Genomic DNA, 26189 nt, shown 5'->3' with positions numbered 1-26189 from the left:
ACAACCATCCGGCGGGTCGTTTCCCGCATCGATGTTACCGGGAATTCCGAGCGTATCCGGGCCGCTCGGAGGCCGCCCGTCAGCCGGCCGCGACGCGCGCGAGCCAGCCTGCGATACCGTCGACGGACCGAAAATCCGCGACGCTGCGTGCCGGCAGCGCCGGATATGCAGCGCCCGCCATCTCGGCCAGCGCGCGGCCGGGACCGAGCTCGAGAAACGCGGTCGCGCCGGCCTCGACGCACGCAGCCAGACAGGCCGCCCACTCGACCGGCTCCGCGATCTGCCGCGCGAGCTTGTCGAGACCCGCGTCGACATCGAGCACCGACGCGCCGTCGATCCCGGAAAACAGCCGCGTACCGGGCAACGGCCGGCGCACGTTCACGGCGGCTAGCGACGCGCGAAACGCGGGCACCGCCGACGCGAGCCGCCGCGTGTGCGACGCGATCCGCACGCACACGGGCGCGACGCGCAGCGCACCGTCGCTTAGCGCGTCGTCGGCCACCGCGGCGACGTCGGCCTGCCGCCCGGCCACCACGAACGCGTCGCCCGGATTGGCGATCGCGATCGCCGCATCGCGGCCGTCGCACAATTGCGCGAGCTGCGCGCGCGTCAGCCCGCGCACGAACGCCATCCGTTCGTCGCCGCCGCTCGCGGCGTCCATCGCGCACGCGCGCGCGTCGGCCAGAGCCAGCGCGTCGTGCGGATCGATCATCCCCGCGACGCTCCAAGACGCGACTTCGCCGACGCTGTACCCCGCGACGCAGCGGCGGCGCGGCCACACAGCGTCGAGCATCGCGGCCGCCGCGAGCGCCTGCACGGTGCAAAGGATCTGCGCGGCGCGGTTCTCGCGCAGCGCGTCCGGCTCGGCGTGCCGTACCCAGTCGCGCGGATCGTCGCCAAGGAGGCGGCCCGCATGCTCGAACAGCGCATCGGCGCATGGCGCGGCGCCGGTCAGCTCGAACATGTCGGCGCGCTGCGCGCCCTGCCCCGAACACAGGATCGCCAGCGTCATTGCCGCTCCTCGGCCGCTTCGATTGCATCGACGAATACGCTCATCGCGAGCAGGTCGGCCGCGCCGCCCGGGCTCAGGCGCCGGGCGACGAACGCACGGTGAGCGGCGACGGCGCGCAATCGCCAGTCGCGCGCGCGTATGCCACCGCGCGCGACGAACGCGCGCGCCGTGGCCCGCGCGAAATCGAGGCCGGCCTGCCCGCCCCGGTGCAGCAGATTCGTATCGTCGAGCGCGGCGATCAGCGCGAAGCATGCGTCGACGCGCGCGGCCTCCGGATCGTCGGGCACGCGGTGCTGCGCGCGGCGCAGTGCCGGCAAACCGACGGAATACACGGTCGGGAACCCGTCGGCCGCCTCGCGACGCGCACCGCCGACACCGTAGCGGCGGCTCGCGCGCTCGCCGTGACTGTCGGGCAGCCGCGGGCCGCCCAGGATCTCGGTGCCCCACCGCTGCGCGACGAACGCGCCGAGCGTCATCGTGCGGCCGGCCGCGCCGGGCACCGTGCGGCGGCCGGCGGCCGCGCAAAGCAGCCCGAGCCCGAAGATCGCGCCGCGGTGCGTGTTGACGCCGCCGGTCGCGGCAAGCATCGCGTGTTCCGCACGCAGCCCGATCTTGCGCAGCACGGCCATGTCCGCATCACGCGCGCCGGCGGCGGCGAGTTCCGCGAAGTATGGCCGCAGCACGGCCGCGCTGCGCGCGAACGTCGCGGCGTCCATGTCCGCATGGCTGCCGGTGTCGACGTGGCTGACCAGGCCCGGTTTCGGATAGGTGTCGATTTCGAGCACGAGACTGCGCTCGGCGAGTTCGGCGATGCGCTCGGCGTCCGACAGCGCCGCCGCGCGGCAGGCGGCCCATGCATTCATCGCGTACCTCCGATGAATGCGTCGACGGACATCAGTTCGACGGCGATCGCCGTCTTCACCGCGACTTCAGGCAACCGCGCATGCAGCTCGCGCCAGTTCACGCCCGCGCCGTCGTCGCGCAGCAGTTCGCCGTCGATGCGCATTGGCGCGCGCGCGTCGATTGCCGCGAGACCGTCGAGCAGCACGGCGAGCGATGCGGCGCTGGGCAGCGGGAACACGATGTCGAGATCGGACGACGCGCTCACGTAACGCTCGCCCGTCAGCGCCTGCCACGCGAGGCTGCCGAACACGCGGCCCTGCACGCCGCAGCGCAGGCCGAGCGCATCGAGCGCGCGCAGCGTTGCGTGCCACGCGTCGGGCGCCGTGACCAGCACGTCGGCCAGCGTGGGCAGCGGGCCGACCGATTCCACCGCATCGGCGGAGACGTTCAGTGCGATGCGCCGCTTGCCCGCCGAAGGCGGCAGCGGCAAACCGAGCGGCGCGCACCGCGCATCGGCTTCGTCAGGCGACGCGCGGCGCACGATCAGCGGCCAGCCGTGCGCGGCCCACGCCTGCACGAGCGGATCGGCCGCCAACGCGGGGGCGCGCGCGCATGCCGCGCGCCACCCGGCCGCCGTCAGCGTGACGAGCGTGTGGCGGCGCAGCGGCGGCTCAGCGTGCGGCACGCGCGAGGGCCTCGACGCGCCGCGCGACGTCGGCCGCGACCGGCCGGCCGCGCGCCGCACGCTCGTCGGTGCGATCGATCGGCTTGCCGAGCCATTCGCCGACCTGCGCGTCGAGCGCGCGGGCCGGATCGAGCACGGCGTCGACGGCGCCCATCTTCACGAGATTGTCGAGCCCCGGCGCGAACACCGGCGTCGAGCGCGCCATCTCCTTGAGCACGTCGATCGGCAGCTTCGTCACGCGCGACATCGACGGCAGGTCCATCACCTCGGGCTCGGCACCCCGCACCGCAAGCAGCGTGCGCGTCGCGAGCGCGGTCGCGATGAATGCGCCCGCGGCCGTATGGCCGTACAGCAGCCCGATCGTCCGGTGCCCGGCGAGCGCCGCATGCATCAGGCATTTCGCGAGATGCGACAGCCCTTCGTTCAGGCCGAGCAGTTCGTCGCGCTTGCTCATCCGCTGGCTGTCGCTGTCGACGAGCACGAGAACCGGCGTGCCGCCGCCACGCTCGATCGTGTCGAGCACGTGCGAGGCGAGCGTCACGGCTTCGTCGATGCCGAACGGCAGGCGCTCGGCGACGCCGATCACGTCGACGCGCGTGCCGGCCAGGTCGCCATGGCCCGCCAGCAGGCCGCCGTTTCGCTGGATCGAATGGCCTTTGGGAAACAGGGAGCTCAGCACTTCATCGAGCGTCATGCTGCCTCCCGCGCGGCTGCCCAAATGGGCTTGGCGAGCAATTCGCGGAGCAATGCTGCGCGCCCGGCCAGCTGACCGTGGACGGCGCGCGCCCCGTCGTCTGGTGCCGTGCACGCGGCCGAAGCGGGCGCTGAAGCGGCGGCTTCGGTCGACGGCGAACGAACTGAGCATGTGAGTCGTTTCATTTCTGCTCCTGCAATTGATCGGCGAGCTTCGCGAATTCCTCGTCGGGCATGCCCGGAATCGCCTCCGGCTCGCTCGCGCCGAGCGTGTGCCACACGTCGAGCGCATCCTTGCACGTGCCGAACCGCTCGATGCGCGCTTCGAGCCGCGCCTGCTCCGCGCGCAGCATCGCCGCGTCAAACGGCGGCGCACGGTCGATCAGCTCGAGCACGGCCGTGCGAAACGCCGCGGGCGTATCGGCCACGTAACGGTCCGCGCCGCCGATCAGCCGACGATGCTTGCCGCCCATCGTGCGCCAGATCAGCGCGCGGTCCTTCGCGTCGAATTCCTCGACGCCGCGGTTGGTCTCGATCACCTCGGGCCCCGACACGCTGATGCGCCCCTGCTCGGACACCGCAAGCGCCGAGCAGCACGCGGCGAGCAGCCCGCCGCCGCCGTAGCAGCCCGCGCGCCCGCCGATCAGCCCGATCACCGGCACGCCCGCCGCGCGCGCGTCGACCAGCGCACGCATGATCTCGGCGATCGCGAGCTCGCCCGCATTCGCTTCCTGCAACCGCACGCCGCCGGTGTCGAACAGGATCAGCACCGGCGCGCCGAGATCTCGCGCCGCGCGCAGCAGCCCCGTGAGCTTCGCGCCGTGCACCTCGCCAAACGCGCCGCCCATGAAGCGGCCTTCCTGCGCGGCGACGAACACCGCCCGACCGTCGAGCCGGCCGTGGCCGACGATCATCCCGTCGTCGAACTGCTGCGGCAGGTCGAACAGCGGCAGGTGCGGGCTCGTCACGCGCTCGCCCGGCCCGAGAAATTCCGTGAAGCTGCCCGCGTCGAGCAGCCCGTCGACGCGCTGGCGCGCCGATGCTTCGTACCAGCTCGCAGCGTTCGCGACGAATGCGGGTCCGTCGTGGATCGCGTCGGTCATCGTGCGTCTCCCTCGATCGCGCGTACGGCCTGCGCGAGCCGCAGCGACACCATGTCGGGCCGCGCGCCGCCGTCGTTGATCGACAGCTTCAGGCCGCCCGGCGCGCGCCGTTCGACGAAATCCGACACGACCGCCTGCCACACCGCGCCGAAACCGACCGCCGCGGTGCGGATGTCGATCTCGCATTCGTTGCCCGGCAGCACGCGTTCGACCAGCACCTCGAGATTGCCGGACGCGACCACGCCGACGAGCGCCGTGGCCAGTTCGCCCCGCGCACGCGCGCGCGCGGTGAAGCGATAGTTCAACTGTTCCATGCCCTCTTCCTCACCAGTTGCGGAACCGGGCCGGCGGCGCATACAGGCCGCCCGACCAGTGCACGAGATCCTTGATCGAGCGCGCGGCGAGCCAGCGGCGATCGGCGTCGAGCGGATCGATGCCGAGATCCTCCGGGCGACGGATCACGCCGCGCTCGCGCAGCCGCTCGACCATCCTGCGGTCGCGGCCGCGGCCGACTTCCGTATAGCCGGCCACGCCGCGAATCGCATGCTCGCGCTCGTCCTTGTCGCGGCACATCAGCAGGTTCGCGATCCCTTCCTCGGTGACGATGTGCGTGACGTCGTCGCCGTAGACCATGATCGGCGCGAGGTCGAGCTGCAGCTTGTCGGCGAGCTTCAGCGCATCGAGCTGCTCGACGAACATCGGCACGTTCTTGTCGCCGAAGGTCTCGCCGATCTGCACGACCAGCTTGCGCCCGCGCCTGAGCGCGGCTGGCGTATCGGGGTCGGCCTGCGCGCCGGCCTTCAGCCATGGCTCGCTCGGGTGACGGCGGCCGCGCGCGTCGCTGCCCATGTTCGGCGCGCCGCCGAACCCGGCGATGCGCTCGGCCGTGACCGTCGACGAATGGCCCGACAGGTCGATCTGCAGCGTCGAGCCGATGAACATGTCGCACGCGTAAAGGCCGGCCGTCTGGCAGAACGCGCGGTTCGAGCGAAGCGACCCGTCGGGGCCCGTGAACCATACGTCGGAGCGCGCGCGGATGTAGTCGTCCATCCCGACTTCGGAGCCGAAGCAGTGGATCTGCTCGACCCAGCCCGATTCGATCGCGGGAATCAGCGTCGGGTGCGGATTGAGCGCCCAGTGCGTGCAGACCTTGCCCTTCAGGCCGAGCTTCGCGCCGTAGGTCGGCAGCAGCAGCTCGATCGCGGCCGTGTTGAAGCCGATTCCGTGATTCAGCCGCTTGATCCCGTAGGGCTCGTAAATGCCCTTGATCGCGAGCATCGCGGTCAGGATCTGGGTCTCGGTGATCGCGGCCGGGTCGCGGGTGAACAGCGGCTCGACGTAGAACGGCCGGCCGGCCTCGACGACGAAATGCACGCGATCGCCCGGAATGTCGACGCGCGGCACCTTGTCGACGATGCGGTCGACCTGCGCGATCACGATGCCGTCCTTGAACGCGGTGGCCTCGACGACGGTCGGCGTGTCCTCCGTGTTCGGGCCGGTGTACAGGTTGCCGTCGGCGTCCGCGCTGACCGCGGCGATCAGCGCGACCTGGGGCGTGAGGTCGATGAAGTAGCGCGCGAACAGTTCGAGGTACGTGTGCACCGCACCGAGCGCGATCTTGCCGCCGAACAGCAGCTTCGCGATCCGCTGCGATTGCGGGCCCGAATACGCAAAGTCGAGCCGCTTCGCGATCCCGCGCTCGAATACGTCGAGATGCTCGGGCAGCACGACGCCGGACTGCACCATGTGCAGGTCGTGGATCTTCGCGCTGTCGACGTCGGCGAGCGCCGTCGCGAGCAGGTCGGCCTGCTTCTGGTTGTCGCCTTCGAGGCACACGCGATCGCCGGGCCGCAGCACCGCTTCGAGCAACGCGACGGTGTCGCGCGCATCGACCCGCTTGCCGCGCGCGAAGGCAGCGCCGGCCGCGAGGCGTGCATCGCGCGCCTGCCGCGCGTGATTCCATCCCGTCATGAACAGTTCTCCAGCTTCAATGGTTCAGCGGCATTCTAAGCCTCGCGCCGCCGCCGATTGATGATGTTGACGAATCCGACTCAGAGGGCATCGCGATGGATGCGGCGCGCCGGTGCCCGCGCGCGACGGCTGCGCGCGCGAGCTGCCGGAATCGCGCGCGACGGGCCGTGCGCGCTCACGCGCCGACCAGCGCGCGCGTGGTGAAGAACAGCACCGACGGTCCGAGCAGGCAGCCGACGCCGGTATGGAAGGTCGCGACCAGCGCGCCATACGGCACGAGCCGGCGATCGGTCGCGGCAAGGCCCGCGCTCACGCCGCTCACCGTGCCGGCGAGGCCGCCGAAGATCATCGCGGAGCGCGGCGTCTTCAGGCCCATGAAGCCGGCCGCGACCGGCGTGCCGACCATCACGATGATCGCCTTCACGAGGCCCGTCGCGATGCTGAGCGCGATCACGTCGGAGCTCGCGCCGATCGCGGCACCCGTGACGGGCCCGACGATGTAGGTGACGGCGCCCGCGCCGATGGTCGTCATGCTGACCGCATCGGTGTAGCCGAACGCCCGCGCGATGCACGCGCCGACGATGAACGGCAGCACGGTGCCGAGCAACAGCGACACGACGCCGACAAGGCCTGCCTTGCGCGCCTCGGTCGGCTGCACTTCGAACGCGGTCGCGACGATCGCGAAATCGCGCAGCATCGCGCCGCCCATCAGGCCGACGCCCGCGAACAGCGGCACGTCGGCGATGCCCTTTTGCCCTCCGGTGAACGCCCCGCCGACATACGCGAGCGCAAGACCGATCACGATCGCGATCGCGGAACCGTGCACGCGGCCGAAGGTGAGCTTGCGCGACGCGATCGACGACAGCCACATGATCAGGCCGACCAGCGCGAACGACGCGACGAGCCCGTTGTGGGCGACGGTTTTTTCGAGCATCTGCAGCATGGCGGCCTCCGTCACTGTTGTTCGAATTGCGGCACGCCCGCGAAGGCCGTGTCGTCGCGCCCCGTGCGCACGAGTACCGCGATGCAGCATGCGCAGATCGCAACGGCGCCGATGGCGGCAAGCAGCGCGACCGGGCCGCCCTTCAGCGCGGCGACCACGTTCTGGTTCGCTGCCATCGCGACGACGACGGGGATGTACATCGCGCCCCAGAAACCGACGCCTGCCTCGGTCTCCTTCGGCAGCCAGCCGCGCCGGTGCAGCCACAGACGCAGGCAGATCAGCAGGAGCATCGCGATACCGACGCCCCCGACGTTGGTCTTCACGCCGATCGCGGCGCCCAGCAGGTCGCCGAGGAACAGTCCGGCCAGATGGCAGAACGCCAGCAGCGCGGTTCCGTAGATGATCATGAGTCGTCTCCAGTCTCTTCGTGACGGGCGCCTGACGCGTGCGGGAGTCAGGCCCGCACGCCGATCCCGGGCGCGGGAGGTCTGTCTCCGGCGGCGGTGCGCCGCGGCCCGGCGGCTCGTCGTGCGAGCGCGTTCTCGGGCGGTCGATGGGATGATGCGGTTTCGGGCCGGGCACCGGATGGCTTAGACTGACCGATGCAGCCGGCGGCACGACACGGGCTACGCGCCCGGAGTGCCCCTTGAGCATGGGCCGCACCAGCGCGTGATCCGATACTAGCGCCGCAAAATCCGGCCATTTATGAAGTTGTCGAAACCGATTCAGTGGATTTAGCAATGCGTCCATTACCGCCCGAGCTGCTGCGCAGCTTCGTCGCCGTCGCCCAGTCCGGCAGCTTCACCGCCGCGTCCGAGCGCGTGAGCCTGTCGCAATCGACCGTCAGCCAGCATATTCGCCGCCTCGAGGAACTGCTCGACCGGCCGCTGTTCGAGCGCGACACGCGCAACGTGCACCTGTCGCAGCACGGCGACGCGCTGTTCCGCTACGCGGTGCGCATCCTCGAACTGATGGACGAAGCCGTCACGTCGGTGTGCGGGCCGCCGCTGTCGGGCAAGGTGCGGCTCGCGATGTCGGAGGATTTCGCGTCCGCGCACCTGACGGCCGCGCTCGCGAGCTTCGTGCAGCGCAATCCGGAAGTCGAGCTCGCGATTTCGACGGGGCTGTCGGGCGACCTGTTCGACGCGCTCGACGAAGGCCGCCACGATCTGGTGTTCGCGAAACGCGTCGCGGGCAGCCGGCGCGGCCGCGTGATCCGCAGCGAGCCGCTTTACTGGTGCACCGGCCCCGATTCGCCGATCACCGGCCACGAGGCCGTGCTGCCGCTCGCGATGCATCCGGAGCCGAGCGTATCGCGCCGGCGCGTGCTCGAGTCGCTCGAGGCGGTCGGCCGCCCGTACCGGATCGCCGTGGTGAGCAGCAGCATCGCGGTACTGCGCGCGGCAGCGAGCGCGGGGCTCGGCGTCAGCGCGTTCGCCGGCTACGTGATTCCGGCCGGGCTCGCGCGGCTCGATGCGGGGCTGCCCGAACTCGGCGAACTCGAATACGTGATCGACCGGCCGGCGGCCGCGTCGCGCTCGACGCTCGCGCTCGAAGCGACGCTGATCGCGGCGGCGGCCGGGTTGTAGCGACCGCTTTCACCGTTTGCGCCGGTGCCGCCGCGGCTCGGCGTGAACGCGCAACTGACAGTCTTGCCCGAAACGCGTCAGCGTGCGCGCAGCGCCCGCTCGCGACAATGTGGCCCATCGGAACGCACGGCAGCGTGCCGCGCGTCCGCTGTCCCGTCACCTTGATCGGAGCACATCATGAACGCCTTGCGATTCGCCGTCGCGACCGCTGCAGCCGCGCTGCTGTCCCCAGCCTTTGCACAAACCGATGCCGCCGCACCGACACAGGGCCTGACGCGCGCGGAGGTCGTCGCGCAGTTGAAGCAAGCCTACCTCGACGGCGAACTGCCGACCAACGACGGCAACTATCCGCCGGATGCCGCCACGCGTGCACGCAATCGCGAGCTGGTGCAGGCCGCGCAGCCCGCGTGGCTCGCGCAGACGCCGCGGGCCCCGCAAACGGCCGCCCGGCAATAGCGCTTTGCCGGGCGCGACCGGCACGCTGCGCGACGACGCATTCAGGGCAGGAAGCTGCGGCGCCGCGCGTCGATCAGCTCGACGAGCAGCCGGTCGCGTTCGGCCGCCAGTTCCTGCATCGAACGCTCGCCCTGGATTGCGCGCAATGCTTCGTCGAGCTTGCGATCGACGGCCGGATCGAACGACGGCGTGCCAAGATCGTCCCACCACGTCGTGATCGGCCCCGACAGGTGTTCGAGGAAGTGCGCGATGCCGCCCGCGCCGCCGCCGAGGTGATAGGTCAGGCACTGCCCCATCAGCCCCCAGCGCAAGCCGGGACCCCAGGCAACCGCCTTGTCCGCATCCGCGACGCTCACCACGCCCTCGCCGACGAGGTGATACACCTCGCGAAACAGCGCGGCCGCGAGCCGGTTCGCGACATGGCCGGTCATTTCCTTGTTGAGCACGATCGTCTGCTTGCCGAGTGCGTCGTAGAAGGCCTTCACGCGCGCGATCACGCTCGGGTCGGTCGCGTCGCCGCCGACCAGCTCCACGAGTGGAATCAAGTGCGGCGGGTTGAACGGATGCGCGATCAGGCAGCGTTCCGGGTGCCTGTCGCATGCGGTCTGGATGTCGGACATCTTCAGGCCCGACGAACTCGACGCGATCGGCACGCGCGCGGGCAGCACATCGTCCATCTGGCGGTACAGCGCCCGCTTCAGGTCGAGCCGCTCGGGCCCGCTTTCCTGGACGAAATCGACGCGCTCGAGCGCGCGAGCAAGATCCGCATCGAACGACAGCCGCACGGAAAGTTCGGCGGCCCGCGGCTCACCGAGGAACGCGGCGAGCGCGTCGCGCAGCCGCGCGTCGGCCTGCGGTGCCGGATCGGTCGCGACGACGTCGAAACCCTTCGCCAGATAGAAAGCCGCCCAGCTCGCGCCGATGACGCCCGCCCCGACGATCGCGATGCGTTGAATGTCCATGTCCGTCCCGTCTCCGTGGTCTGTAAGTAGCGCGACGATTGTCGCATCGATTCACGTCGCGACGCGTTGACGGCGATTGCGCCTCCCCTCTTGAAAACCGCCGCGGCAGCCTCTAATTACCCGTTGCCCGGCAGTGCCCGTCACGCGCACTGCCCCCGTTTCGACTCAGCGGAAAACCGCGCGTCGCACTCGCCGTCGGCATTGCGTCGCCGCGTCTTTCGCGTTTCATGCTCCGGAGGACTTTCATGAGCGGTATCCATTACGGCCACGACCTGTTCGACGAATTCGCCCGCGTGCAGCGGCAGATGGCGAATCTGTTCGGCGAGCTTCCGGCCGGCATCCGCGCGGTGCGGCCGAGCGCGTTTCCCGCGCTGAACGTCGGCGCGACCGACGACGCGATCGAGATCGTCGCGTTCGCCCCCGGCATGGCCGCGGCCGACTTCGACGTCTCGATCGACAAGGACCTGCTGACGATCAGCGGCGAACGCAAGATCGCGGCGCACGAGCATGGCGACGACGTGCGCACCTATGCGCAGGAGCGCTTTCACGGCGCGTTCCGCCGCGTGGTCGAGCTGCCGCAGAGCGCGGATCCGGACAACGTCAGCGCCCGCTACGAAAACGGCTGCCTGCTGATTCGCGTCGGCCGGCGCGAGGCGTCGAAGCCGCGCGCGATCAACGTTCAGTAACCATTCAGGATTCCGACATGAACATGACCCAGACCCTGACCGAACGCCAGCCCGGCGCCGTCCAAGCGCCTGCCGCCGAAGCCGCGCGCCGGCCCGCGATCACGCCGGCCGTCGACATCGTCGAAGACCGACATCGCGTCACGCTGCGCGCCGACCTGCCGGGCGTGCCGCGCGAGAACCTCGACGTGAAGGTGCACGACAACACGCTGACGATCGAAGCCGACTCGCGCATCGAAACGCCGGCCGACCTGCGCGTGCGGCACGTCGAAGTCCGCGCGCCGCGCTACGCACGCTCGTTCGTGCTGAGCCCCGATCTCGACACGTCGCGAATCGATGCAAGCCTGCGCGACGGTGTGCTCACGTTGACGATTCCGCGCCGCGAGGAAACGCGCCCGCGCCGCATCGACGTGGTCGCCGGCAACGCGTAAGCGCCGGCGCGCGCCCATCGCGCGACGCGCATGGCGAAGCCCCGCCCGGCATCACGCCCGGCGGGGCTTTTTTCCATCGTGCCGCGCGAGACACGCGCGCCGTCACGCTCAATCGAAATCGAACAGGTCGAACACCGATTTCCTGCGACGCCGGCCATCGTGCCGGTAACGGTCATCGTGCGAGCGGCCATCGCGCCCCCAGCCATCGTCGCGCCCGCGCGGCGCCTGCGCGTCGTGCCGCTCGGGCGCCGCGTCGCGACGCGGCGGCGCATCGCCGGTTTCTCGTGCGATCAGCTTGTCGAGTTCGCCGCGATCGAGCCACACGCCGCGGCAGGTCGGGCAATAGTCGATCTCGATCGACTGGCGCTCGGCCATCAGCAGGTCGGGGGTCTTGCAGACCGGACATTTCATCGCGCTTCTCCTTTCGTTGAGCATTCCGAATCGAGGGCGGGCGCGGCCCGCCCGCCGTGTCAGCGACCTTCGACGCGTGCCGCGCGCTTCGCCTTCGCACGCCGCGCCAGCATGTTCATGCCTTCGACGAACGCCGAGAACGCCATCGCCGCGTAGATATAGCCCTTCGGCACGTGCGACCCGAAGCCTTCCGCGATCAGCGTCATGCCGATCACGACAAGGAACGACAGCGCGAGCATCACGATGGTCGGATTGCGGTCGATGAAACGCGCGAGCGGCTGCGCGGCGAACAGCATCACGCTCACCGCGACGATCACCGCGACGAACATGATCGGGATGTGCTCGGTCATGCCGATCGCGGTCACGATGCTGTCGATCGAGAACACGATGTCGAGCATCACGATCTGGCCGATCGCGGCCCAGACCGTCAGGCCGGCCGCGCCGCCGGACGCACCCGCGCCGTCGCCGTCGTGCGACACGTGATGATGGATCTCGGTGGTCGCCTTCCATACGAGGAACAGGCCGCCCGACAGCAGGATCATGTCGCGCCACGAGAACGGGTGATCGAACACCGTGAACACCGGTTCGGTAAGACTCGCGATCCACGCGACGCTGCCGAGCAATGCGAGGCGCATCACCAGCGCGAGCGCGATGCCCAGGCGCTGCGTACGGGCGCGCTGCGCTTCGGGCAGCTTGTTGCTGAGGATCGAGATGAAGATCAGGTTGTCGATGCCGAGCACGACTTCCATCACGACGAGCGTCAGGAGCGCAGCCCAGACGGCGGGGTCGGCGGCAAGCGTCAGCAGATAGTCCATGAAAAGGGCCGATTCGAATGTGGAAAGCCCGATGTTAGCGAACCCACAGCTTCGTAAAAATCAGAGAGAATCTGATCTTTAGTTCGGTTTTTTCGAAATGTCGATCCGATGCTGAATTTTCGCCATCTGTACTATTTCTGGGTCGTCGTGAAGGAAGGCGGCTTCGCGCGCGCCGCGCAGCGGCTCGACATGGCCGTGCAGACGATCAGCGCGCAGGTCCGCGAACTGGAAAAGTCGCTCGGCCACCAGTTGCTGCGCCCGGCGGGCCGTGGCGTCGCGATGACGGACGCGGGCCAGGCCGCGTATGCGCGCGCGGAGGTCATCTTCGAAATGGGTCGGCTGATTCCCGACGAAGTGCGCGCGGCGGCCAGCCAGCCGACCGTGCGGCTCGCGGTCGGCCTGGCGGACGGGATCTCGAAGCTCGCCGCGCATGCGATCCTCGCGCCGGTGCTCGACACGCCCACGCTGCGGCTGCTGTGCCACGAAGGCGAGCACGACGCGCTGCTCGCGGAACTCGCGCTGCACCACCTCGACCTCGTGCTGGCCGGCCAGGGCGCGCCGTCGGGGTCGAATCTTCGCGTGACGAGCGAGCGGCTCGTCGCGTCGCCGGTCGACTGGTACGGGCCTGCCGCGCTCGTCACGCCGGCCGCGCGGCAGCGCTTTCCGCAGTGCCTCGCCGAGCTGCCGGTGCTGCTGCCGACCGCGCACTCGGCGCTGCGCGCGCGGCTCGACCTGTGGCTGGAGCGGGAACGGATCGTGCCGCGCATGGCCGGGGAATTCGAGGACAGCGCGCTGATGGCCGTGTTCGCGGCGCGCGGCCTCGGCGTATTTCCGCTCAGCGAACTCGGCGCGAACGACGCGTCGCTGCTGCGCGGGCTGCGCCTGCTCGGCCGGGCGGGCGACGTGACCGAGGAGATCCATGCGATCCGCTCGCGGCGCGGCGAGCATCATCCGCTGGTGTCGCGACTGCTCGCGGCCGCGCGGCCTGCGCCGGACGCCTGAAGCGAGCCAGACATCAAACGAAACTATAATGACGCCCCGGCCATACGAGATTGCCACGCGCATCGCAGCGGCCCCGCCGCTGCACCCCCGGCCCCGCGCGGCATCTCGCCGAGCCTTTTGAAAGACGCCATGCACAACCGATTTCGCCTGTTTTCCGTTTCGTGCGCGCTCGCGGCCGCGACCGTGCTGGCGGCGTGCTCGTCGCCGCCCAAGCCGATCTACCAGCAAGAGCAGTTCGACGCGACGAGCAGCCCGTATGCGCACACGTTCCACTCGAAATCCGACGCGGCGTGCGAGGCCGCGCGGCGCGCGCTGCTGAGCCAGGGCTATGTGGTGTCGTCGTCGCGCAACGACGCCGTCGACGGCAGCAAGAATTTCCAGCCGAGCAACGACATGCACGTCGTGATCGAGTTTCACGTCGTGTGCGCGGACGCGAACGCCGACGGCTCGTCGAGCATCGCGTACGTGAACGCGGTGCAGGATCGCTACACGCTGAAGAAGTCGAATACGTCGGCGAGCGTCGGGCTCAGCGTGTTCGGCTCGCTGTCGCTGCCGATCGGGTCGAGCGACGACGCGCTCGTGAAGACCGCGAGCGAGACGATTCCCGCCGGCGTGTTCTACGAGCGCTTCTTCAATCTCGTCGAGCATTTCCTGAAGATCGATCCGGCCCGCCGCGATCGCGCGACCGTGAAGGCGGCCGAGAAGGAACCCGTCACGCCGCTGCCCGAACCCGCACCGACGCCGCAGGGCGAGCCGATGAAGATGACGACACCGGTCGTGCCGACGCCGCCTGCGGCGCCGGTACCGCTGTCGGTGCCGGGCATCGCGCCGGCTTCGGGCACGTCGGCCGTGCCTGCTGCGCCTGCTCCGGCATCGGCCGTGGTCGCGCCGGGGGCAATGCGGGGTGGCGTGCCGGCGTCGGCTTCAGCTTCGGCACCTGCGGCGGCTTCGGCCGCAGTCCCGGCTTCGTCGTCCACGTCGGCGCAGGCACCCGCTTCAGCGCCGGTGCCTGCTTCGACATCGGCGCCGGTCCCCGCTTCGGCAGCCGTGCCTGCTTCCACATCCGCTGCGGCGCCTGCCTCCGCTCGGATCCCCGCGTCTGCTTCGGCTCCGCCCGCGTCGACGCCTGCCCCCGCCACGCGCGCGGCAGCAACGCCGGCATCGGCGGCACCCGCTTCGGCGGCCTCCGCACCCGCTCCGTCGAACGCTGCTCCGGCATCGGCGGACAAGACGCCCGCGCCCGCTGCCGTCGATCCTGTGGCCTCGTCCGCACCCGCAGGTACCAGCGCGCCAGCCGCGAACTGATCGCGCAGTCCTCTCGGTGCGCCGTGCGCCGGTCGCGCGGCGCGCGATGTGCGCCCTTCCCCGCTGTCCGCGTAATGGTCGAACACCCAAAGGCCGGTTGCGCATACGCACCGTGACGTGACCGGCGATCGCGCACATCCCGTCGCGAAGGACCACACGCGTCGCGATTCCGCAGGCGCGCGCGATCATGCATGCCGTGCGCTCACTCCGCCGTTACTTCTTCACCCGCTTCATCGTCCGGCTGCGCCGCGTCACGCGCGTCGGCGCGTTACCGCAACGTCGCGCTCAGCGTCTGCAGTTGCTCGACCGTCGCCGTCACGCCACCGCACACGATCACCGCGATATCCGACGCGGACGCCAGCACCGGCACCGACTGCTCGAGCGCGGCCAGCGCGGCGCCGCACGCCGGCTCGACGACGATCCGGTGCTCGTCCACGAACCGCAGCGACGCAGCCACCGCCTGCGCATCCGACACGACGACCGGATGGATCGCATGCCGCTGCGCCCATTCGACCGCCGCGTCGCACGGCCGCTTCGCGCCGAGCGACGTCGCGATGCTCGTGATCGCCGGCAACTCGACCGGACGCCCGTGCGCGACCGAGCGCGCGTAGCTGTCGGCGCCTTCCGTCCCGACGGCGACGACCGGTACATCTTGCCAACCATTGCGCGCGAGCCCCTCCAGTACGCCGCACAGCAACCCGCCGCCGCCGACGGCAAGCACGATGGCATCGGGCTTCGGGCCGGCTGCCGCCATCTCGTCGATCATCGTCGCGTGCCCTTGCCACAGCACCGGGTCGTCGAACGGATGCACGAACGCGTCGTGCGCGCCGACGGCCGACAGCGCGTACGCATTCGCCTCGGCCCAGCTCGCGCCGTGCACGACCACCTCCGCGCCCTCCGCGCGGATCAGCTCGCGCGCGCGGGCCGATGCGGTTTCCGGCACGACGACGAGCACCGGCACGCCGAGCTCGCGACCGCAATACGCGACCGCGATGCCCGCATTGCCGCCTGACGACGATACGAACCGGCGCGCGCCGGCTGCATGGCGCGCTTCGCATGCCGCGCCAATGCCGCGCAACTTGAACGAACCGGACGGCTGCAGCGCGTCCAGCTTCAGTCGGATGTTCTTGCCGAAACGGCGCGAAGCGATTTGCGAGCGGACATAGGGCGTCTGGATATGGAGCGGCATGGTGAGGGACACGGTCGGGACACAGGGAATGCACGCGGCCGTAAACAGGCCCGGCAACGTCGATCATCGTACGGCAGCCGGACCATGCTTTCCAATACCATCCAATGACACTTGCTATGCTTGGCAGGCATACCACCGAATCAACAGCAACATCGGAGTCGATACCGCATGCGTCAGATCGAACTGCGTCACCTGCGTTACTTCGTGGCCGTCGCGCAAGCCGGCAGCGTGATGGGCGGCGCGCGCGCGGCCGGCATCGTCCAGCCGGCGCTGTCGCGACAGATCCGCGAGCTCGAGGAGGCGATCGGCACGCCGCTGCTGATCCGGCGTGCGACGGGCGTCACGCTGACGGCGGCCGGCGCAAGTTTCCTGCGGGATGCGACAGGCCTGCTCGCGACATTGCAGGACAGCCGCGAACGCGCGCTGCGCAGCGCGGCCGGCCAGCTTGGCGAGCTGCGCCTCGGCGCGCTGCCCAACTGCCTGCCGCTGCCGGTCGTCGCGGACGTGCTGAAGGCGTTTCGCGACGCGTGTCCGGACGTGAAGCTGTCGATCGCGCCGATGCTGTCCGCCGAACAGGCGGCAGCGCTGATGCGCGGCCAGCTCGACGGCGGGATCATGGCGTGGCGCCGCGACGAGGCACCGCATCTGTCGGGCGTGCGGCTGCTGAGCGACCGCTTCGTGCTCGCGATGCCCGCGCCGCCCGGCGGCCGCTTCCGCGCCCCGCGCACGCTCGCCGACGTCGCGCATGAGCCGTTCGTCTGGTTCGACGCGCAGCGCTCCGCCGCGCACCACCGCTTCCTGATGGCGCAGTGCGAACGGGCCGGCTTCACGCCGCGCATCGCGCAGGTGGGTAGCGACATCCCGACGCTGATCGGCCTAGTGGCAGCCGGCATGGGCTGCGCATTCGTGCCGGAAAGCGCGTCGCCGACGTGCCCGCGCACGGTGCGGCTCGTCGCGCTCGACGAACTCGCGAGCCGCTTCGATATAGAGTTCGTATTCGACGGTGCGGCGGTGCCCGCGTCTCCCGTCGTAGAGCGGTTTCTCGAGGCGGTGCGCGACGCGGCCGGTCACGCGGGATGATCCACTGCTACGGCACGCGTGCCCGCGCGTCGGCGGCGGATCCGGCCGGCCTCGCCGTCCCCGCGCACTAAACATCTGCTCGGGCGCACGAAAAAACTTTCAGATCGATGACGGACGACGACGCCGTGTCGGAATTTTTAAATTGGCGCCAAAAGAGGCCGTTTAACGTCATTTCGAAATGTCAGGCCCCGAAATATACTGCGCCCGCATCCAACCCTCGTGCCAAAGAGAGGATGCTTTTTGCCCCGGTCACGGCCCCCCTGTGACCGGGGCTTTTTTCCGTGGAGCGCCACACCGGCGCGAATCGTCGAACGCCGCGCCTCACGGGCTGCGCGCGCATGCTGCCTCCACGCGCTGCATCGTTCGCAGCGAATCGAGACAATTCAGTGGTGAACCTCGCCGCGTTCGAGCGGCAGGATCAGGCGTTCGGGGATGCTGCGTCGCGACGCGCGCGCACCGACGTAGTACAGCACGGCCGGCACGACCAGGCCAAGGATCCACGAGATGTCGGTGCCGCCGAGCGCGTCGACGAGCGGGCCCGTGTAGATGTGGGTCGACATGAACGGCAGCTGCACCAGGATGCCGAGTACGTAGATCGTAATCGCCATCACGTTCCAGCGGCCATAGCGACCGTCCGGATCGGACAGCGCCGGCACGTCGTAGCGCGAGCGCGTGAAGCAGTAATAGTCGACCAGGTTGATCGCGCTCCACGGCGTGAAGAACGCGAGCAGGAACAGAATGAACGCGGTGAATTCCTTCAGGAACGAATGGCGGCCGGCGAGCGCGATCAGCGTCGACACGCAGATCATCCCGAAGATGTACACGAGACGGCTGCGTGACGACACCGCCCGCTTGCCGCGAAACCCACTGACGATCGTCGCCATCGACATGAAGCTGCCGTATGCGTTGAGCGCGGTCACCGTCACCTTGCCGAATGCGATGCTGAAATACAGCAACGCAGCCACCGCGCCCGTCGAGCCGAGGCCGACGATATAGGACACCTCGTGGTGCGCGAACTGGCTGCCGGCCAGCGCGGCCGCGAACACGCCGAACACCATCGCCGCCTGCGCGCCGATCACCGAGCCGAGGCCCACCGCGAGGAACGTGGCAGCGGACGAGGTCGAGCGCGGCAGGTAGCGCGAATAATCGGCGACGTACGGGCCGAACGCGATCTGCCACGATGCGGACAGCGACATCGACAGCAGGAAGCTCGCGAGTGAAAAGTGCCGGTTCGCGAGCAGCGCGCCGACGTCGTGGTTCGCGAACAACTGCGCGAACATGTAGACGAACGCGACGATGCCGATCACGCTGGCGATGCGTCCGACGAAGTGGATCGCGCGATAGCCGAACACCGTCAGCACGACGATCACGGCCGCGAACAGCAGGATGCCGGCCGCGTCGTCGACGTGCAGCAGTTGCGCGACGGCCTGCCCGGCGAGCACCGAGCCGCTGGCGGAAAAACCGACGTACATCAGGCACACGAGCACGATCGGGATCATCGCGCCGTAGACGCCGAACTGCACGCGGCTCGAGATCATCTGCGGCAAGCCGAGTTGCGGCCCCTGCGCGCCGTGCAGCGCCATCACCGCGCCGCCGACGAGCTGGCCGAGCAGCAACGCGATGAGCGACCAGAACACGTCGCCGCCGAGCACGACGGCCAGCGCGCCCGTGACGATGGCCGTGATCTGCATGTTCGCCGACAGCCACAACGTGAACTGGCTCAGCAGCCCGCCGTGGCGCTCCGCGTCGGGAATGAAATCGATCGAGCGTACCTCGATCAGACCACCGGCCTTTCCACTGGGATTCGTTGACACGGGAAAATCTCCAAGATGCTGAGGATCGCAAATGATTTTGACGGCGAGACGGGAAACGTGCCGAGCCGCCCTTCTCGCCTCGGCGGGCCGGTGCGCCGTGTATCGCCGAAGCACGCGCGGCGCACGGCTGCACGCTCGCGCACGGCCGGTACGATTCGCGCCGACAATGCCAGCGGATGATCTTGTATATACAACTCGGACGATATCGGGGATTACCCGGTGTCCCGCAGTCTTGCCGAACGCCCGAAAAATCGCGCACAGCCGGCGACCGTGGATGTTGGTTACGCGTATGGAAAACGCAGGGAAAACGAAACCTCAGGTGCCGGTGGGCGACGCCTGATCGGGTGCGGCAATCATCTCGCCGGCGGGCAGCAGAAACAGCATGTGTCGCGCAGCCTCGATGTCGCGCGTGTGCAGCCACGCGTCGTAGTCGTCGCGGCGCAGGATCACGACACCGCGCTTCTCGTCGCCGGGCCGATGCATGCGCGCGAACACCGGATGGTCGTCGGCATTGACCGTGAGCATCGTCATGCCGATGCACTCGCGGCCGTCGGCCGTTTCGTAACGTCGCCAGAGGCCGGCGACGCAGCATGGTTGCCAGCCGTCGACACCGATCCGGTGCCATACGTTGCGGCCCGTTTCGTAGCAGGGCTCGAAGATCCAGCGTACCGGAATCAGGCAGCGCTGGCCGTTGCGCCAAGCGTTGCCGTAGAGCCGCGAAGAACCGACCGTTTCCGCGCGCGCGTTCACCGTATCGAGTTTCTTCCGCTTGCGACCGTGCTCGTCGAACCGCTCTGGCTGCATGAACTTCGGCCAGAAACCGAACACCGCGCGAACGACCACGAGACCATCGCCGTCGGCACGCGCAATGGGCGCCGCGTAATCCGGATATACGTCGGGCTCCCAAGGATCGCGACGAAACAGGTCGCCGATGCCGATCCTCAGCTCGCTGATACCCGGGTCTTCATCAGGGGCGCGGTAGTGGGTGCACACGGTTGGGCGGGCGATGGACGCAATGTCTTCATCGTAGGTCAGCGCGCACGCCACGTTTCGCCATCGTGTGGTATGACGAAACAGTCTTACGTCTGCCCGTCCCGCCGCGTGCCGATTTCGTCGCCCGCGTGGTCCAGCTTGCCGGTCGACGTCGGGCGGAGACGTCGGCAGAAATCGCATGAATGCGCGGCCGGATCCGTCGAGCAAACGACGAACAGCGTCGCGAAGCCGTTCGCCGCGAGCGCATCGATTACGTACCGAAGCAGCCGCTCGCGCCGTGCCGCGCAACGCGATGCATCAGCCGCATCGTCGGGCACGGCGCGGCGGTAGCGCGGTTCATGCAGCGTCGATCGCTTGCGCTTCCCGTCAGCGTGCGGCGCGACGGCGCGACGCATACAGGCAGATGAGTTCCAGCGCGATCGTCGCACCGGCCAGCGACGTGATTTCCGCATGATCGTACGGCGGCGACACTTCGACCACGTCCATCCCGACCAGGTTGATGCCGTCGAGCCCGCGCAGGATCTCGAGCGCCTGGTGGCTCGACAGTCCGCCCGACACCGGCGTGCCCGTGCCGGGCGCGAAGGCCGGATCGAGACAGTCGATGTCGAATGTCAGGTACACAGGATGATCGCCGACGCGCTCGCGGATCCGCGCGGCGACCGCCGCGGGCGTCGACGCATGCACGCTGCGCGCATCCTGGATCTCGAAGCCCATCGGCTCGTCGTTGGTCGTGCGAATCCCGACCTGCATCGAGCGTTCGGGCACGACCCATCCCTCCCGCGCCGCGTGATAGAACATCGTGCCGTGATCGATGCGCTTCACGTCGAGATCGGGCCACGTGTCGGTGTGCGCGTCGAAATGCACGAGCGACAGCGGCCCGTGCACCTTCGCATGCGCCTTCAGCAACGGATACGTGATGAAGTGATCGCCGCCGAGCGTCAGCATCGCGCAGCCGCGCGCGAGAATCGCGTCCGCATGGCGTTCGATCGCGCCCGGCACCGATTCGGGCTGCCCGAGATCGAACGCGCAGTCGCCGTAGTCGACCGCCGCGAGCACGTCGAACGGATCGAATGCCCACGGCCACGGACGTTCCCACGCGATGCCGGTCGACGCGATCCGCAGCCCGCGCGGACCGAAGCGCGTGCCGGGCCGGTGCGACGCGGCCGCATCGAACGGCACGCCGGTGATCGCGAGATCGACGCCGTCGAGATCGCGGCTGAAGCGCCGGCGCATGAAGCTCGTCGCACCGGCGAAGGTCGGTTCGGCCTGCGTGCCGTAAAGGGTGTCGCGCGTGAACGCGAGATCGTTCTGGGTCATGGTCGGATTCCTGTCGTGGGGAGAACGCGGTCGCGCGGCTCGCGACCTCGTGCCGGATTCTGCCGTGGCGTTATCCAACGAAAAATATGAACTAACATAAGCTGACTTCACAAAACGCGATGTATCGTCATGCTGACCCGATTGAGAGACATGGATGTGCAGTTGCTTCGGCTCTTCGTCACGATCGTCGAGAGCGGCGGCTTCAGCGCGGCGCAAGGCACGCTCGGAATGGCGCCGTCGACGATCAGCACGCAGATGGCCAAGCTCGAGACGCGCATCGGCTTCCGGCTGTGCGAGCGCGGCAAAAGCGGCTTCCGGCTCACGCCGAAGGGGGAACGCGTGCTGCAGTCGACGCGGCGCCTGCTGCAGGCGATGGACGCCTTCACGCGCGATACGCAGCACGTGTCGGGCACGCTACTCGGCGAGCTGCGCATCGGCTTGTCCGAGCGGCTCGCGCCGGACGTCGTCGAAGCGATCGCGACGGCCGTCGGCCGCTTTCGCGCGCAGGCGCCGGACGTGCTGGTCGAAATGCTCGCGGTCGCGCCCGACGAACTGGAGCGCAAGCTGCTGAAAGGCGAGCTGCAGCTCGCGATCGGGTATTTCTCCGGGCACCAGGCCGGCCTGAACCATGTGCCGCTGTTCGTCGAGCAGCAGTCGCTCTATTGCGGCGCGCGGCATCCGCTGGCCGCCAAGCGAACCGTATCGGTCAACGACGTCGAACGCGCGAGCAACGTCGCGCGGCTCTACAAGACCGGCACCGCCGGCTCGGCGCTGCGCAATACGCGGCCGACGGCGTTCTCCGAAAACGTCGATGCGGACGTGATCTTCATCCTGTCCGGCGCGCACGTCGGCTTCCTGCCCGACCATGTCGCGGCGCCGTGGGTCGCGGCCGGCAAGATGCGCAGGCTGCTGCCGGGCAAGTTGAGCCACGCCGTTGAATTCCAGCTCGCGACGCCGCGCAACAGCGACGGCAGCGAAGTGCTCGACGCGTTCTGCGATGCCCTCGCGGAACAGTTCGGACCGCTTGACGATGTCGGGCGCGACTAGCCGGTTCGGGCGGTTCGTTCGTGCGCGCCGGCCCGAGGTATCGGCTCCGGGTCGGTGCGCGTATCAGTTCAGGCAAGCTGCTCCGAACCGATCACGTGCACGCCCGGACGCGCGTCGAGCGCGGCGTCGAGCAGCGCGCGCGCAATGCGCGGTGCGGGATTGACGCGCCACTTCCTCGGCAGCAGCGGACCGGCGGCGCTCAATGCAAGCACCAGCATCCGTTCGCCGAAGCGGAATTCGTCGCGGCTGCCACCGATCAGGCCCGGCCGCACGCAGGTAAGCGACGCGAACCCGACGCCCGCGAGCGCGCGTTCGACCTCGCCCTTCACGCGGTTGTAGAAGATGCGCGAGCGCGGATCGGCACCGAGCGCGGAATTGAGTACGTAGGTCGGCGTGCCAGCCCGGTGCGCGAGCCGCGCGACCGCGAGCGGATAGTCGTGATCGACGCGCCGGAATGCGGGCTGCGAGCCCGCGACGCGCATCGTGGTGCCGAGCGTGCAGATCACCGCATCGGCCTGCCACCAGTCGGCCGCCTCGGGCAGGTGATCGAAGTCGACTTCCAGCGCGCGCATTTTCGGATGCGGCGACAACGGCCGGCGCGCGAGCACGACGATCTGGTCCACCCGCGCGTCGGCGAGCGCGGCATCAAGGACGAGGCGCCCGACGAGTCCGGTCGCGCCGACGAGCAACAGTTTCATGGGCAGTCATTCCGTGTGACGCAGGTGAATCGACGTGAACCGACACGATGAACGCTCCGCGCCGGAGGGTCAACCACAACCCGCATCACGCCCGCCACGAGCGCGTTCCCGCCTGCCGCGACACGCACGGTGCGACACCGGCCTGGCGCTTGTACGCCTGCGCGAAAGAGGACATGTCGCTGAACCGCGGCGCCTCCGCGATCTCCTCGATCGACAGCCGCCCTTCAGCGACCAGCGACCACGCGCGCGTCTTGCGCATTCCGTTCGAGACGCCACGGAAACACGCGCCCTCTTCCCGCAGCCGTCCGCGGAAGGCAATGTCGAACCCGGTGCGGGAAATCCGAAGCCGCCGCCGGCAGTCGACACAAACAACGAGCCCCGCCGCGGGGGGCTTCTGTCGAGCATGCGCGCTCACACGTGCAGCGCATGCCCGAGCGCGCGCAACGCCGCCTCCTGCATCGCTTCGCCGAGCGTCGGATGCGCGTGGATCGTGCCGCCGATGTCCTCGAGCCGCGCGCCCATCTCGAGCGACTGCGAGAACGCCGCGGCCAGTTCCGACACGCCGCGTCCGACCGCCTGCCAACCGACGATCAGGTGCGTGTCGCGCCGCGCGACGACGCGCACGAAGCCGTCGTTCGCCTGCAGCGTCATCGCGCGGCCGTTCGCCGCGAACGGAAACGACGCGCTGATGCAGTCGACGCCGGCCGCCTTCGCGTCGTCGGGCGACCAGCCGGACGTGACGACTTCAGGATCGGTGAAGCACACGGCCGGAATCGATGCCGGCGTGAACTTGCGGCGGCGTCCGGCGATCAGCTCGGCCACCATCTCGCCCTGCGCCATCGCGCGATGCGCGAGCATCGGCTCGCCGGCCACGTCGCCGATCGCCCATACGTTGCGCATCGACGTCCTGCATTCGTCGTCGATGCGCAGCGCGCGGCCATTGCGATCGAGCGGCAGCGATTCGAGCCCGAAGCCGTCGACGCGCGGCCGTCGGCCCACCGCGACCAGCACGCGATCGGCCGCCAGCGTGCTCTGCGCGCCGTCGGGTGCCTGTACGCGCACCGCGCCGTCGCTCGCGAGACCCAGCACCGTGTGGCCGAGTCGCAGCCCGACGCCGAGCCGCGCGAGCGAATCGGCGACCGGCTTCGCGAGTTCCGCGTCGTACGCGGGCAGCACGCGCTCGGCCGCCTCGACGATGGTGACGTCGACGCCGAGCTTGCGATAGACGAATCCGAGTTCCAGTCCGATGTACCCGGCACCGACGACGACCAGCCGCTTCGGCAACGACGCGGGCGACAGCGCCTCCGTCGACGACACGACGTGCCCGCCGAACGGCATCGACGGCAGCGCGACCGGCTCCGAGCCGGTCGCGAGCACCAGGTGCTCGCAGGCGATCCGCGTCGTGTGGTCGCCTGCGATGATGTCGACGGTCTTGCCGTCGACCACGCGCGCGTCGCCGTGCAGCACGTGCACGCCGTGCTTCTTCAGCAGCGCGCCGACGCCGCGCGTGAGCCGCTCGACGATGCCGTCCTTCCACGCGACGCTTTTCGCGATGTCGATCTCCGGCGCGCGCACGCGAATCCCGAGCATTCCGTCGCCGGCCTGCCCGCATGCCTGCTCGAACGCGTCGGCGACGTGGATCAGCGCCTTCGACGGAATGCAGCCGATGTTCAGGCACGTGCCGCCGAGCCGTTCGCGCTCGACGAGCACCGTCGGAATACCGAGCTGTCCCGCGCGAATTGCGGCGACGTAACCGCCCGGTCCGCCGCCGATCACGAGCAACGTGGTGTGTTCGTTCTTCATCGTTCTCACTCCACGAACAGCAGCGCCGGGCGCTCGAGCAATCCGCGCACGGCCTGGATGAATTCGGCCGCGTCCGCGCCGTCGACGACGCGATGATCGAACGACGACGACAGGTTCATCATCTTGCGCGCGACGATCGCGCCGTCGCGGATCATCGGCCGCTCGACGATCCGGTTCACGCCGACGATGCCGACCTCGGGATGGTTGATGACCGGCGTCGACACGATGCCGCCGAGCGCGCCGAGGCTCGAGATCGTGATCGTCGAGCCGGTGAGCTCGTCGCGCTGCGCGCGGTTCGCGCGCACCGCGTCGGCGAGCCGCACGATTTCCGCCGAGATCGACCACACGTCGCGCGCTTCCGCATGCCGCAGCACCGGCACCGTGAGACCGCCGTCCGTCTGCGTCGCGACGCCCATGTGCACCGCGCCGTAGCGCGTGACGACACCGGCTTCGTCGTCGTAGCGCGCGTTGATCTGCGGGAACTCGCGCAGCGCGATCACCATCGCGCGGATCAGCAGCGGCAGCGGCGTGAGGCGGCCGCGCGTGTCGCCGTGACGCCGGTTCAACTCGGCACGCAGCGATTCGAGCTCGGTGACGTCGACCTCCTCGACGTAAGTGAAGTGCGGAATGCGGCGCTTCGCTTCCTGCATCTTGCGCGCGATCGCGCGGCGCAGGCCGATTACCGGCACGTCGGTTTCGTCGTTGCGTTCGTCGTAGCCGCGCGCTTGCGATCCGCGTGCAGCGCCGCCGCCAGTGCGTGCATACGCATCGAGGTCCGCATGCAGGATCCGCCCGGCTTCGCCCGTGCCGCGCACGTAGCGCAGCTCGATGCCCATGTCCCATGCGCGCTGGCGTACCGCCGGCGACGCGATCGGCCGTTCGCCCGGCGCAAGTGCCGCTCGCGGCGGCACCGCGTGCTCCGCGCGGCGCGGCTCGGCCGGCACGCGGGGCGCGGCGTGCGTCGTCGCCTTCGACGACGCATGTGCTTCGGATCCCTCATCGATATCAGACGGTTCGGCACGCACATCGGCCGTCGCCGGAGCTTGCGCCACCTCCGCGCCGGGCTCGCTCGCCTTCGCGCCAGGCTTCAGGTTGCCGTCGCCTTCGACTTCGAGACGGATCAACTCGCTGCCGACCGCCATCATCTCGCCGATCCGCCCGCCGAGTTCCAGCACCTTGCCGGCCACCGGCGACGGAATCTCCACGGCCGCCTTGTCGGTCATCACATCGGCGAGCGGCTGGTCTTCGGCGATCGTCTGCCCCGGTTGCACGTGCCAGGCCACCAGCTCGACCTCGGCAATCCCTTCGCCGATATCCGGCATCTTGATGACATGAATCCCCATC

General features: G+C 69.3%; 28 protein-coding genes. 8 read left to right on the top strand and 20 right to left on the bottom strand.

The annotated features are described in order from the left end of the window. Positions 1-79 precede the first annotated feature (79 nt). The 9 genes from WS51_RS16730 to madL all read right to left on the bottom strand — a co-directional run bounded on the left by WS51_RS16730 (position 80) and on the right by madL (position 7657). Complete coding sequence (locus WS51_RS16730) at positions 80-1012, bottom strand: acyltransferase domain-containing protein (RefSeq protein ID WP_069229473.1); 933 nt, start codon at positions 1010-1012, stop codon at positions 80-82. Then, the gene (gene mdcB / locus WS51_RS16725) at positions 1009-1875 is read right to left on the bottom strand and encodes a triphosphoribosyl-dephospho-CoA synthase MdcB (protein ID WP_060272825.1); all 867 of its coding nucleotides are present in this window, start codon (positions 1873-1875) and stop codon (positions 1009-1011) included. The genes WS51_RS16730 and mdcB overlap by 4 nt, the downstream gene beginning before the upstream one ends. Continuing rightward, entirely contained in the window at positions 1872-2540 is a 669-nt protein-coding gene (gene mdcG / locus WS51_RS16720; protein ID WP_069229998.1) for a malonate decarboxylase holo-[acyl-carrier-protein] synthase, read from the bottom strand. The genes mdcB and mdcG overlap by 4 nt, the downstream gene beginning before the upstream one ends. Next, positions 2527-3234 carry a biotin-independent malonate decarboxylase subunit gamma gene (gene mdcE / locus WS51_RS16715; RefSeq protein WP_069229472.1) on the bottom strand — a complete coding sequence of 236 codons (708 nt, stop codon included), beginning with the start codon at positions 3232-3234 and terminating at the stop codon, positions 2527-2529. Before mdcE ends, mdcG begins: the two co-directional genes overlap by 14 nt. A 181-nt stretch (positions 3235-3415) precedes the next feature. Then, positions 3416-4336, bottom strand: a complete 921-nt coding sequence (locus WS51_RS16710; protein ID WP_069229471.1) for a biotin-independent malonate decarboxylase subunit beta — start codon at positions 4334-4336, stop codon at positions 3416-3418. Continuing rightward, complete coding sequence (gene mdcC, locus WS51_RS16705) at positions 4333-4650, bottom strand: malonate decarboxylase acyl carrier protein (RefSeq protein ID WP_059952000.1); 318 nt, start codon at positions 4648-4650, stop codon at positions 4333-4335. The genes WS51_RS16710 and mdcC overlap by 4 nt, the downstream gene beginning before the upstream one ends. A gap of 10 nt (positions 4651-4660) precedes the next feature. Beyond that, a complete protein-coding gene (gene mdcA / locus WS51_RS16700) occupies positions 4661-6307 on the bottom strand; it encodes a malonate decarboxylase subunit alpha (RefSeq protein WP_059506055.1) in 1647 nt (548 codons plus the stop codon). A gap of 175 nt (positions 6308-6482) precedes the next feature. Further along, positions 6483-7250 (bottom strand): malonate transporter subunit MadM, encoded by a 768-nt coding sequence (madM, locus tag WS51_RS16695; RefSeq protein ID WP_059449381.1) that lies wholly within the window; start codon positions 7248-7250, stop codon positions 6483-6485. Between the two features lie 11 nt (positions 7251-7261). Beyond that, positions 7262-7657: a malonate transporter subunit MadL gene (gene madL, locus WS51_RS16690; RefSeq protein ID WP_059449382.1), complete on the bottom strand. Its 396-nt coding sequence runs from the start codon at positions 7655-7657 to the stop codon at positions 7262-7264. A 333-nt stretch (positions 7658-7990) separates the two neighbouring features. On the opposite strand from madL, the gene WS51_RS16685 reads away from it, so the two are divergent. Together WS51_RS16685 and WS51_RS16680 are read left to right on the top strand one after the other, a co-directional pair. After that, positions 7991-8839 carry a LysR substrate-binding domain-containing protein gene (locus tag WS51_RS16685; protein WP_059449383.1) on the top strand — a complete coding sequence of 283 codons (849 nt, stop codon included), beginning with the start codon at positions 7991-7993 and terminating at the stop codon, positions 8837-8839. A gap of 174 nt (positions 8840-9013) precedes the next feature. Beyond that, positions 9014-9295, top strand: a complete 282-nt coding sequence (locus WS51_RS16680) for a DUF4148 domain-containing protein (protein WP_081053716.1) — start codon at positions 9014-9016, stop codon at positions 9293-9295. A gap of 41 nt (positions 9296-9336) precedes the next feature. Here WS51_RS16680 and WS51_RS16675 read toward each other — a convergent pair whose 3' ends face one another. Continuing rightward, entirely contained in the window at positions 9337-10257 is a 921-nt protein-coding gene (locus WS51_RS16675) for a 3-hydroxyacyl-CoA dehydrogenase NAD-binding domain-containing protein (protein ID WP_060330225.1), read from the bottom strand. 245 nt (positions 10258-10502) lie between these two features. Here WS51_RS16675 and WS51_RS16670 point away from each other — a divergent pair, with 245 nt between their 5' ends. Together WS51_RS16670 and WS51_RS16665 are read left to right on the top strand one after the other, a co-directional pair. After that, positions 10503-10943: an Hsp20/alpha crystallin family protein gene (locus WS51_RS16670; RefSeq protein WP_059449386.1), complete on the top strand. Its 441-nt coding sequence runs from the start codon at positions 10503-10505 to the stop codon at positions 10941-10943. 17 nt (positions 10944-10960) lie between these two features. Beyond that, a complete protein-coding gene (locus WS51_RS16665; protein ID WP_059546019.1) occupies positions 10961-11371 on the top strand; it encodes an Hsp20/alpha crystallin family protein in 411 nt (136 codons plus the stop codon). Positions 11372-11479: 108 nt separating this feature from the next. Here WS51_RS16665 and WS51_RS16660 read toward each other — a convergent pair whose 3' ends face one another. Then, entirely contained in the window at positions 11480-11782 is a 303-nt protein-coding gene (locus WS51_RS16660; protein ID WP_059769808.1) for a TFIIB-type zinc ribbon-containing protein, read from the bottom strand. 59 nt (positions 11783-11841) lie between these two features. After that, positions 11842-12597, bottom strand: coding sequence for a TerC family protein (locus WS51_RS16655; protein ID WP_059506041.1), 756 nt, complete (start codon positions 12595-12597; stop codon positions 11842-11844). Between the two features lie 108 nt (positions 12598-12705). Here WS51_RS16655 and WS51_RS16650 point away from each other — a divergent pair, with 108 nt between their 5' ends. Continuing rightward, positions 12706-13599, top strand: a complete 894-nt coding sequence (locus WS51_RS16650; RefSeq protein WP_059546014.1) for a LysR family transcriptional regulator — start codon at positions 12706-12708, stop codon at positions 13597-13599. A gap of 129 nt (positions 13600-13728) precedes the next feature. Next, positions 13729-14904 carry a DUF2242 domain-containing protein gene (locus WS51_RS16645; RefSeq protein WP_069229470.1) on the top strand — a complete coding sequence of 392 codons (1176 nt, stop codon included), beginning with the start codon at positions 13729-13731 and terminating at the stop codon, positions 14902-14904. Between the two features lie 268 nt (positions 14905-15172). Here WS51_RS16645 and WS51_RS16640 read toward each other — a convergent pair whose 3' ends face one another. Beyond that, positions 15173-16093, bottom strand: coding sequence for a pyridoxal-phosphate dependent enzyme (locus WS51_RS16640; protein WP_069229469.1), 921 nt, complete (start codon positions 16091-16093; stop codon positions 15173-15175). A gap of 168 nt (positions 16094-16261) precedes the next feature. Here WS51_RS16640 and WS51_RS16635 point away from each other — a divergent pair, with 168 nt between their 5' ends. Beyond that, positions 16262-17173 (top strand): LysR family transcriptional regulator, encoded by a 912-nt coding sequence (locus WS51_RS16635; RefSeq protein WP_069229468.1) that lies wholly within the window; start codon positions 16262-16264, stop codon positions 17171-17173. A 383-nt stretch (positions 17174-17556) separates the two neighbouring features. Here WS51_RS16635 and WS51_RS16630 read toward each other — a convergent pair whose 3' ends face one another. The 3 genes from WS51_RS16630 to speB all read right to left on the bottom strand — a co-directional run bounded on the left by WS51_RS16630 (position 17557) and on the right by speB (position 21297). Further along, positions 17557-18987, bottom strand: coding sequence for a purine-cytosine permease family protein (locus WS51_RS16630; RefSeq protein WP_059449394.1), 1431 nt, complete (start codon positions 18985-18987; stop codon positions 17557-17559). Positions 18988-19302: 315 nt separating this feature from the next. Next, positions 19303-19980: an SOS response-associated peptidase family protein gene (locus WS51_RS16625; protein ID WP_069229997.1), complete on the bottom strand. Its 678-nt coding sequence runs from the start codon at positions 19978-19980 to the stop codon at positions 19303-19305. A gap of 366 nt (positions 19981-20346) precedes the next feature. Continuing rightward, complete coding sequence (speB, locus tag WS51_RS16615) at positions 20347-21297, bottom strand: agmatinase (RefSeq protein WP_059546008.1); 951 nt, start codon at positions 21295-21297, stop codon at positions 20347-20349. 129 nt (positions 21298-21426) lie between these two features. On the opposite strand from speB, the gene WS51_RS16610 reads away from it, so the two are divergent. Next, on the top strand, positions 21427-22344 hold the full coding sequence (locus WS51_RS16610; protein WP_059506027.1) for a LysR family transcriptional regulator: 918 nt from the start codon (positions 21427-21429) through the stop codon (positions 22342-22344). Positions 22345-22412: 68 nt separating this feature from the next. Here the strand turns inward: WS51_RS16610 and WS51_RS16605 are convergent, their stop codons facing one another. The 4 genes from WS51_RS16605 to WS51_RS16595 all read right to left on the bottom strand — a co-directional run bounded on the left by WS51_RS16605 (position 22413) and on the right by WS51_RS16595 (position 26188). Beyond that, positions 22413-23042 carry an NAD(P)H-binding protein gene (locus tag WS51_RS16605; RefSeq protein WP_069229467.1) on the bottom strand — a complete coding sequence of 210 codons (630 nt, stop codon included), beginning with the start codon at positions 23040-23042 and terminating at the stop codon, positions 22413-22415. Positions 23043-23127: 85 nt separating this feature from the next. Beyond that, positions 23128-23301 carry a hypothetical protein gene (locus WS51_RS31105; protein ID WP_155773600.1) on the bottom strand — a complete coding sequence of 58 codons (174 nt, stop codon included), beginning with the start codon at positions 23299-23301 and terminating at the stop codon, positions 23128-23130. Between the two features lie 152 nt (positions 23302-23453). After that, positions 23454-24845, bottom strand: a complete 1392-nt coding sequence (lpdA, locus tag WS51_RS16600; RefSeq protein WP_069229466.1) for a dihydrolipoyl dehydrogenase — start codon at positions 24843-24845, stop codon at positions 23454-23456. A gap of 5 nt (positions 24846-24850) precedes the next feature. After that, positions 24851-26188 (bottom strand): dihydrolipoamide acetyltransferase family protein, encoded by a 1338-nt coding sequence (locus WS51_RS16595; protein WP_069229465.1) that lies wholly within the window; start codon positions 26186-26188, stop codon positions 24851-24853. Position 26189 lies beyond the last annotated feature (1 nt).

The organism is Burkholderia territorii (assembly GCF_001718335.1).
GTDB classification, from domain to species: domain Bacteria; phylum Pseudomonadota; class Gammaproteobacteria; order Burkholderiales; family Burkholderiaceae; genus Burkholderia; species Burkholderia territorii.
The sequence above is the reverse complement of the archived record's forward strand: the minus strand, read 5'-3'. Positions and strand labels throughout refer to the sequence as shown.

Coding starts and splice junctions, on each gene's coding strand:
- WS51_RS16665 (WP_059546019.1), top strand. CDS start 10,961: ATGAACATGACCCAGACCCTGACCGAACGCCAGCCCGGCGCCGTCCAA.
- mdcB (WP_060272825.1), bottom strand. CDS start 1,875: ATGAATGCATGGGCCGCCTGCCGCGCGGCGGCGCTGTCGGACGCCGAG.
- WS51_RS16610 (WP_059506027.1), top strand. CDS start 21,427: ATGCTGACCCGATTGAGAGACATGGATGTGCAGTTGCTTCGGCTCTTC.
- madL (WP_059449382.1), bottom strand. CDS start 7,657: ATGATCATCTACGGAACCGCGCTGCTGGCGTTCTGCCATCTGGCCGGA.
- WS51_RS16645 (WP_069229470.1), top strand. CDS start 13,729: ATGCACAACCGATTTCGCCTGTTTTCCGTTTCGTGCGCGCTCGCGGCC.
- mdcC (WP_059952000.1), bottom strand. CDS start 4,650: ATGGAACAGTTGAACTATCGCTTCACCGCGCGCGCGCGTGCGCGGGGC.
- WS51_RS16635 (WP_069229468.1), top strand. CDS start 16,262: ATGCGTCAGATCGAACTGCGTCACCTGCGTTACTTCGTGGCCGTCGCG.
- mdcA (WP_059506055.1), bottom strand. CDS start 6,307: ATGACGGGATGGAATCACGCGCGGCAGGCGCGCGATGCACGCCTCGCG.
- WS51_RS16660 (WP_059769808.1), bottom strand. CDS start 11,782: ATGAAATGTCCGGTCTGCAAGACCCCCGACCTGCTGATGGCCGAGCGC.
- WS51_RS31105 (WP_155773600.1), bottom strand. CDS start 23,301: ATGCGCAAGACGCGCGCGTGGTCGCTGGTCGCTGAAGGGCGGCTGTCG.
- WS51_RS16655 (WP_059506041.1), bottom strand. CDS start 12,597: ATGGACTATCTGCTGACGCTTGCCGCCGACCCCGCCGTCTGGGCTGCG.
- WS51_RS16640 (WP_069229469.1), bottom strand. CDS start 16,093: ATGCCGCTCCATATCCAGACGCCCTATGTCCGCTCGCAAATCGCTTCG.
- speB (WP_059546008.1), bottom strand. CDS start 21,297: ATGACCCAGAACGATCTCGCGTTCACGCGCGACACCCTTTACGGCACG.
- WS51_RS16730 (WP_069229473.1), bottom strand. CDS start 1,012: ATGACGCTGGCGATCCTGTGTTCGGGGCAGGGCGCGCAGCGCGCCGAC.
- WS51_RS16670 (WP_059449386.1), top strand. CDS start 10,503: ATGAGCGGTATCCATTACGGCCACGACCTGTTCGACGAATTCGCCCGC.
- WS51_RS16710 (WP_069229471.1), bottom strand. CDS start 4,336: ATGACCGACGCGATCCACGACGGACCCGCATTCGTCGCGAACGCTGCG.
- WS51_RS16685 (WP_059449383.1), top strand. CDS start 7,991: ATGCGTCCATTACCGCCCGAGCTGCTGCGCAGCTTCGTCGCCGTCGCC.
- WS51_RS16605 (WP_069229467.1), bottom strand. CDS start 23,042: ATGAAACTGTTGCTCGTCGGCGCGACCGGACTCGTCGGGCGCCTCGTC.
- mdcE (WP_069229472.1), bottom strand. CDS start 3,234: ATGACGCTCGATGAAGTGCTGAGCTCCCTGTTTCCCAAAGGCCATTCG.
- WS51_RS16650 (WP_059546014.1), top strand. CDS start 12,706: ATGCTGAATTTTCGCCATCTGTACTATTTCTGGGTCGTCGTGAAGGAA.
- madM (WP_059449381.1), bottom strand. CDS start 7,250: ATGCTGCAGATGCTCGAAAAAACCGTCGCCCACAACGGGCTCGTCGCG.
- WS51_RS16595 (WP_069229465.1), bottom strand. CDS start 26,188: ATGGGGATTCATGTCATCAAGATGCCGGATATCGGCGAAGGGATTGCC.
- WS51_RS16675 (WP_060330225.1), bottom strand. CDS start 10,257: ATGGACATTCAACGCATCGCGATCGTCGGGGCGGGCGTCATCGGCGCG.
- lpdA (WP_069229466.1), bottom strand. CDS start 24,845: ATGAAGAACGAACACACCACGTTGCTCGTGATCGGCGGCGGACCGGGC.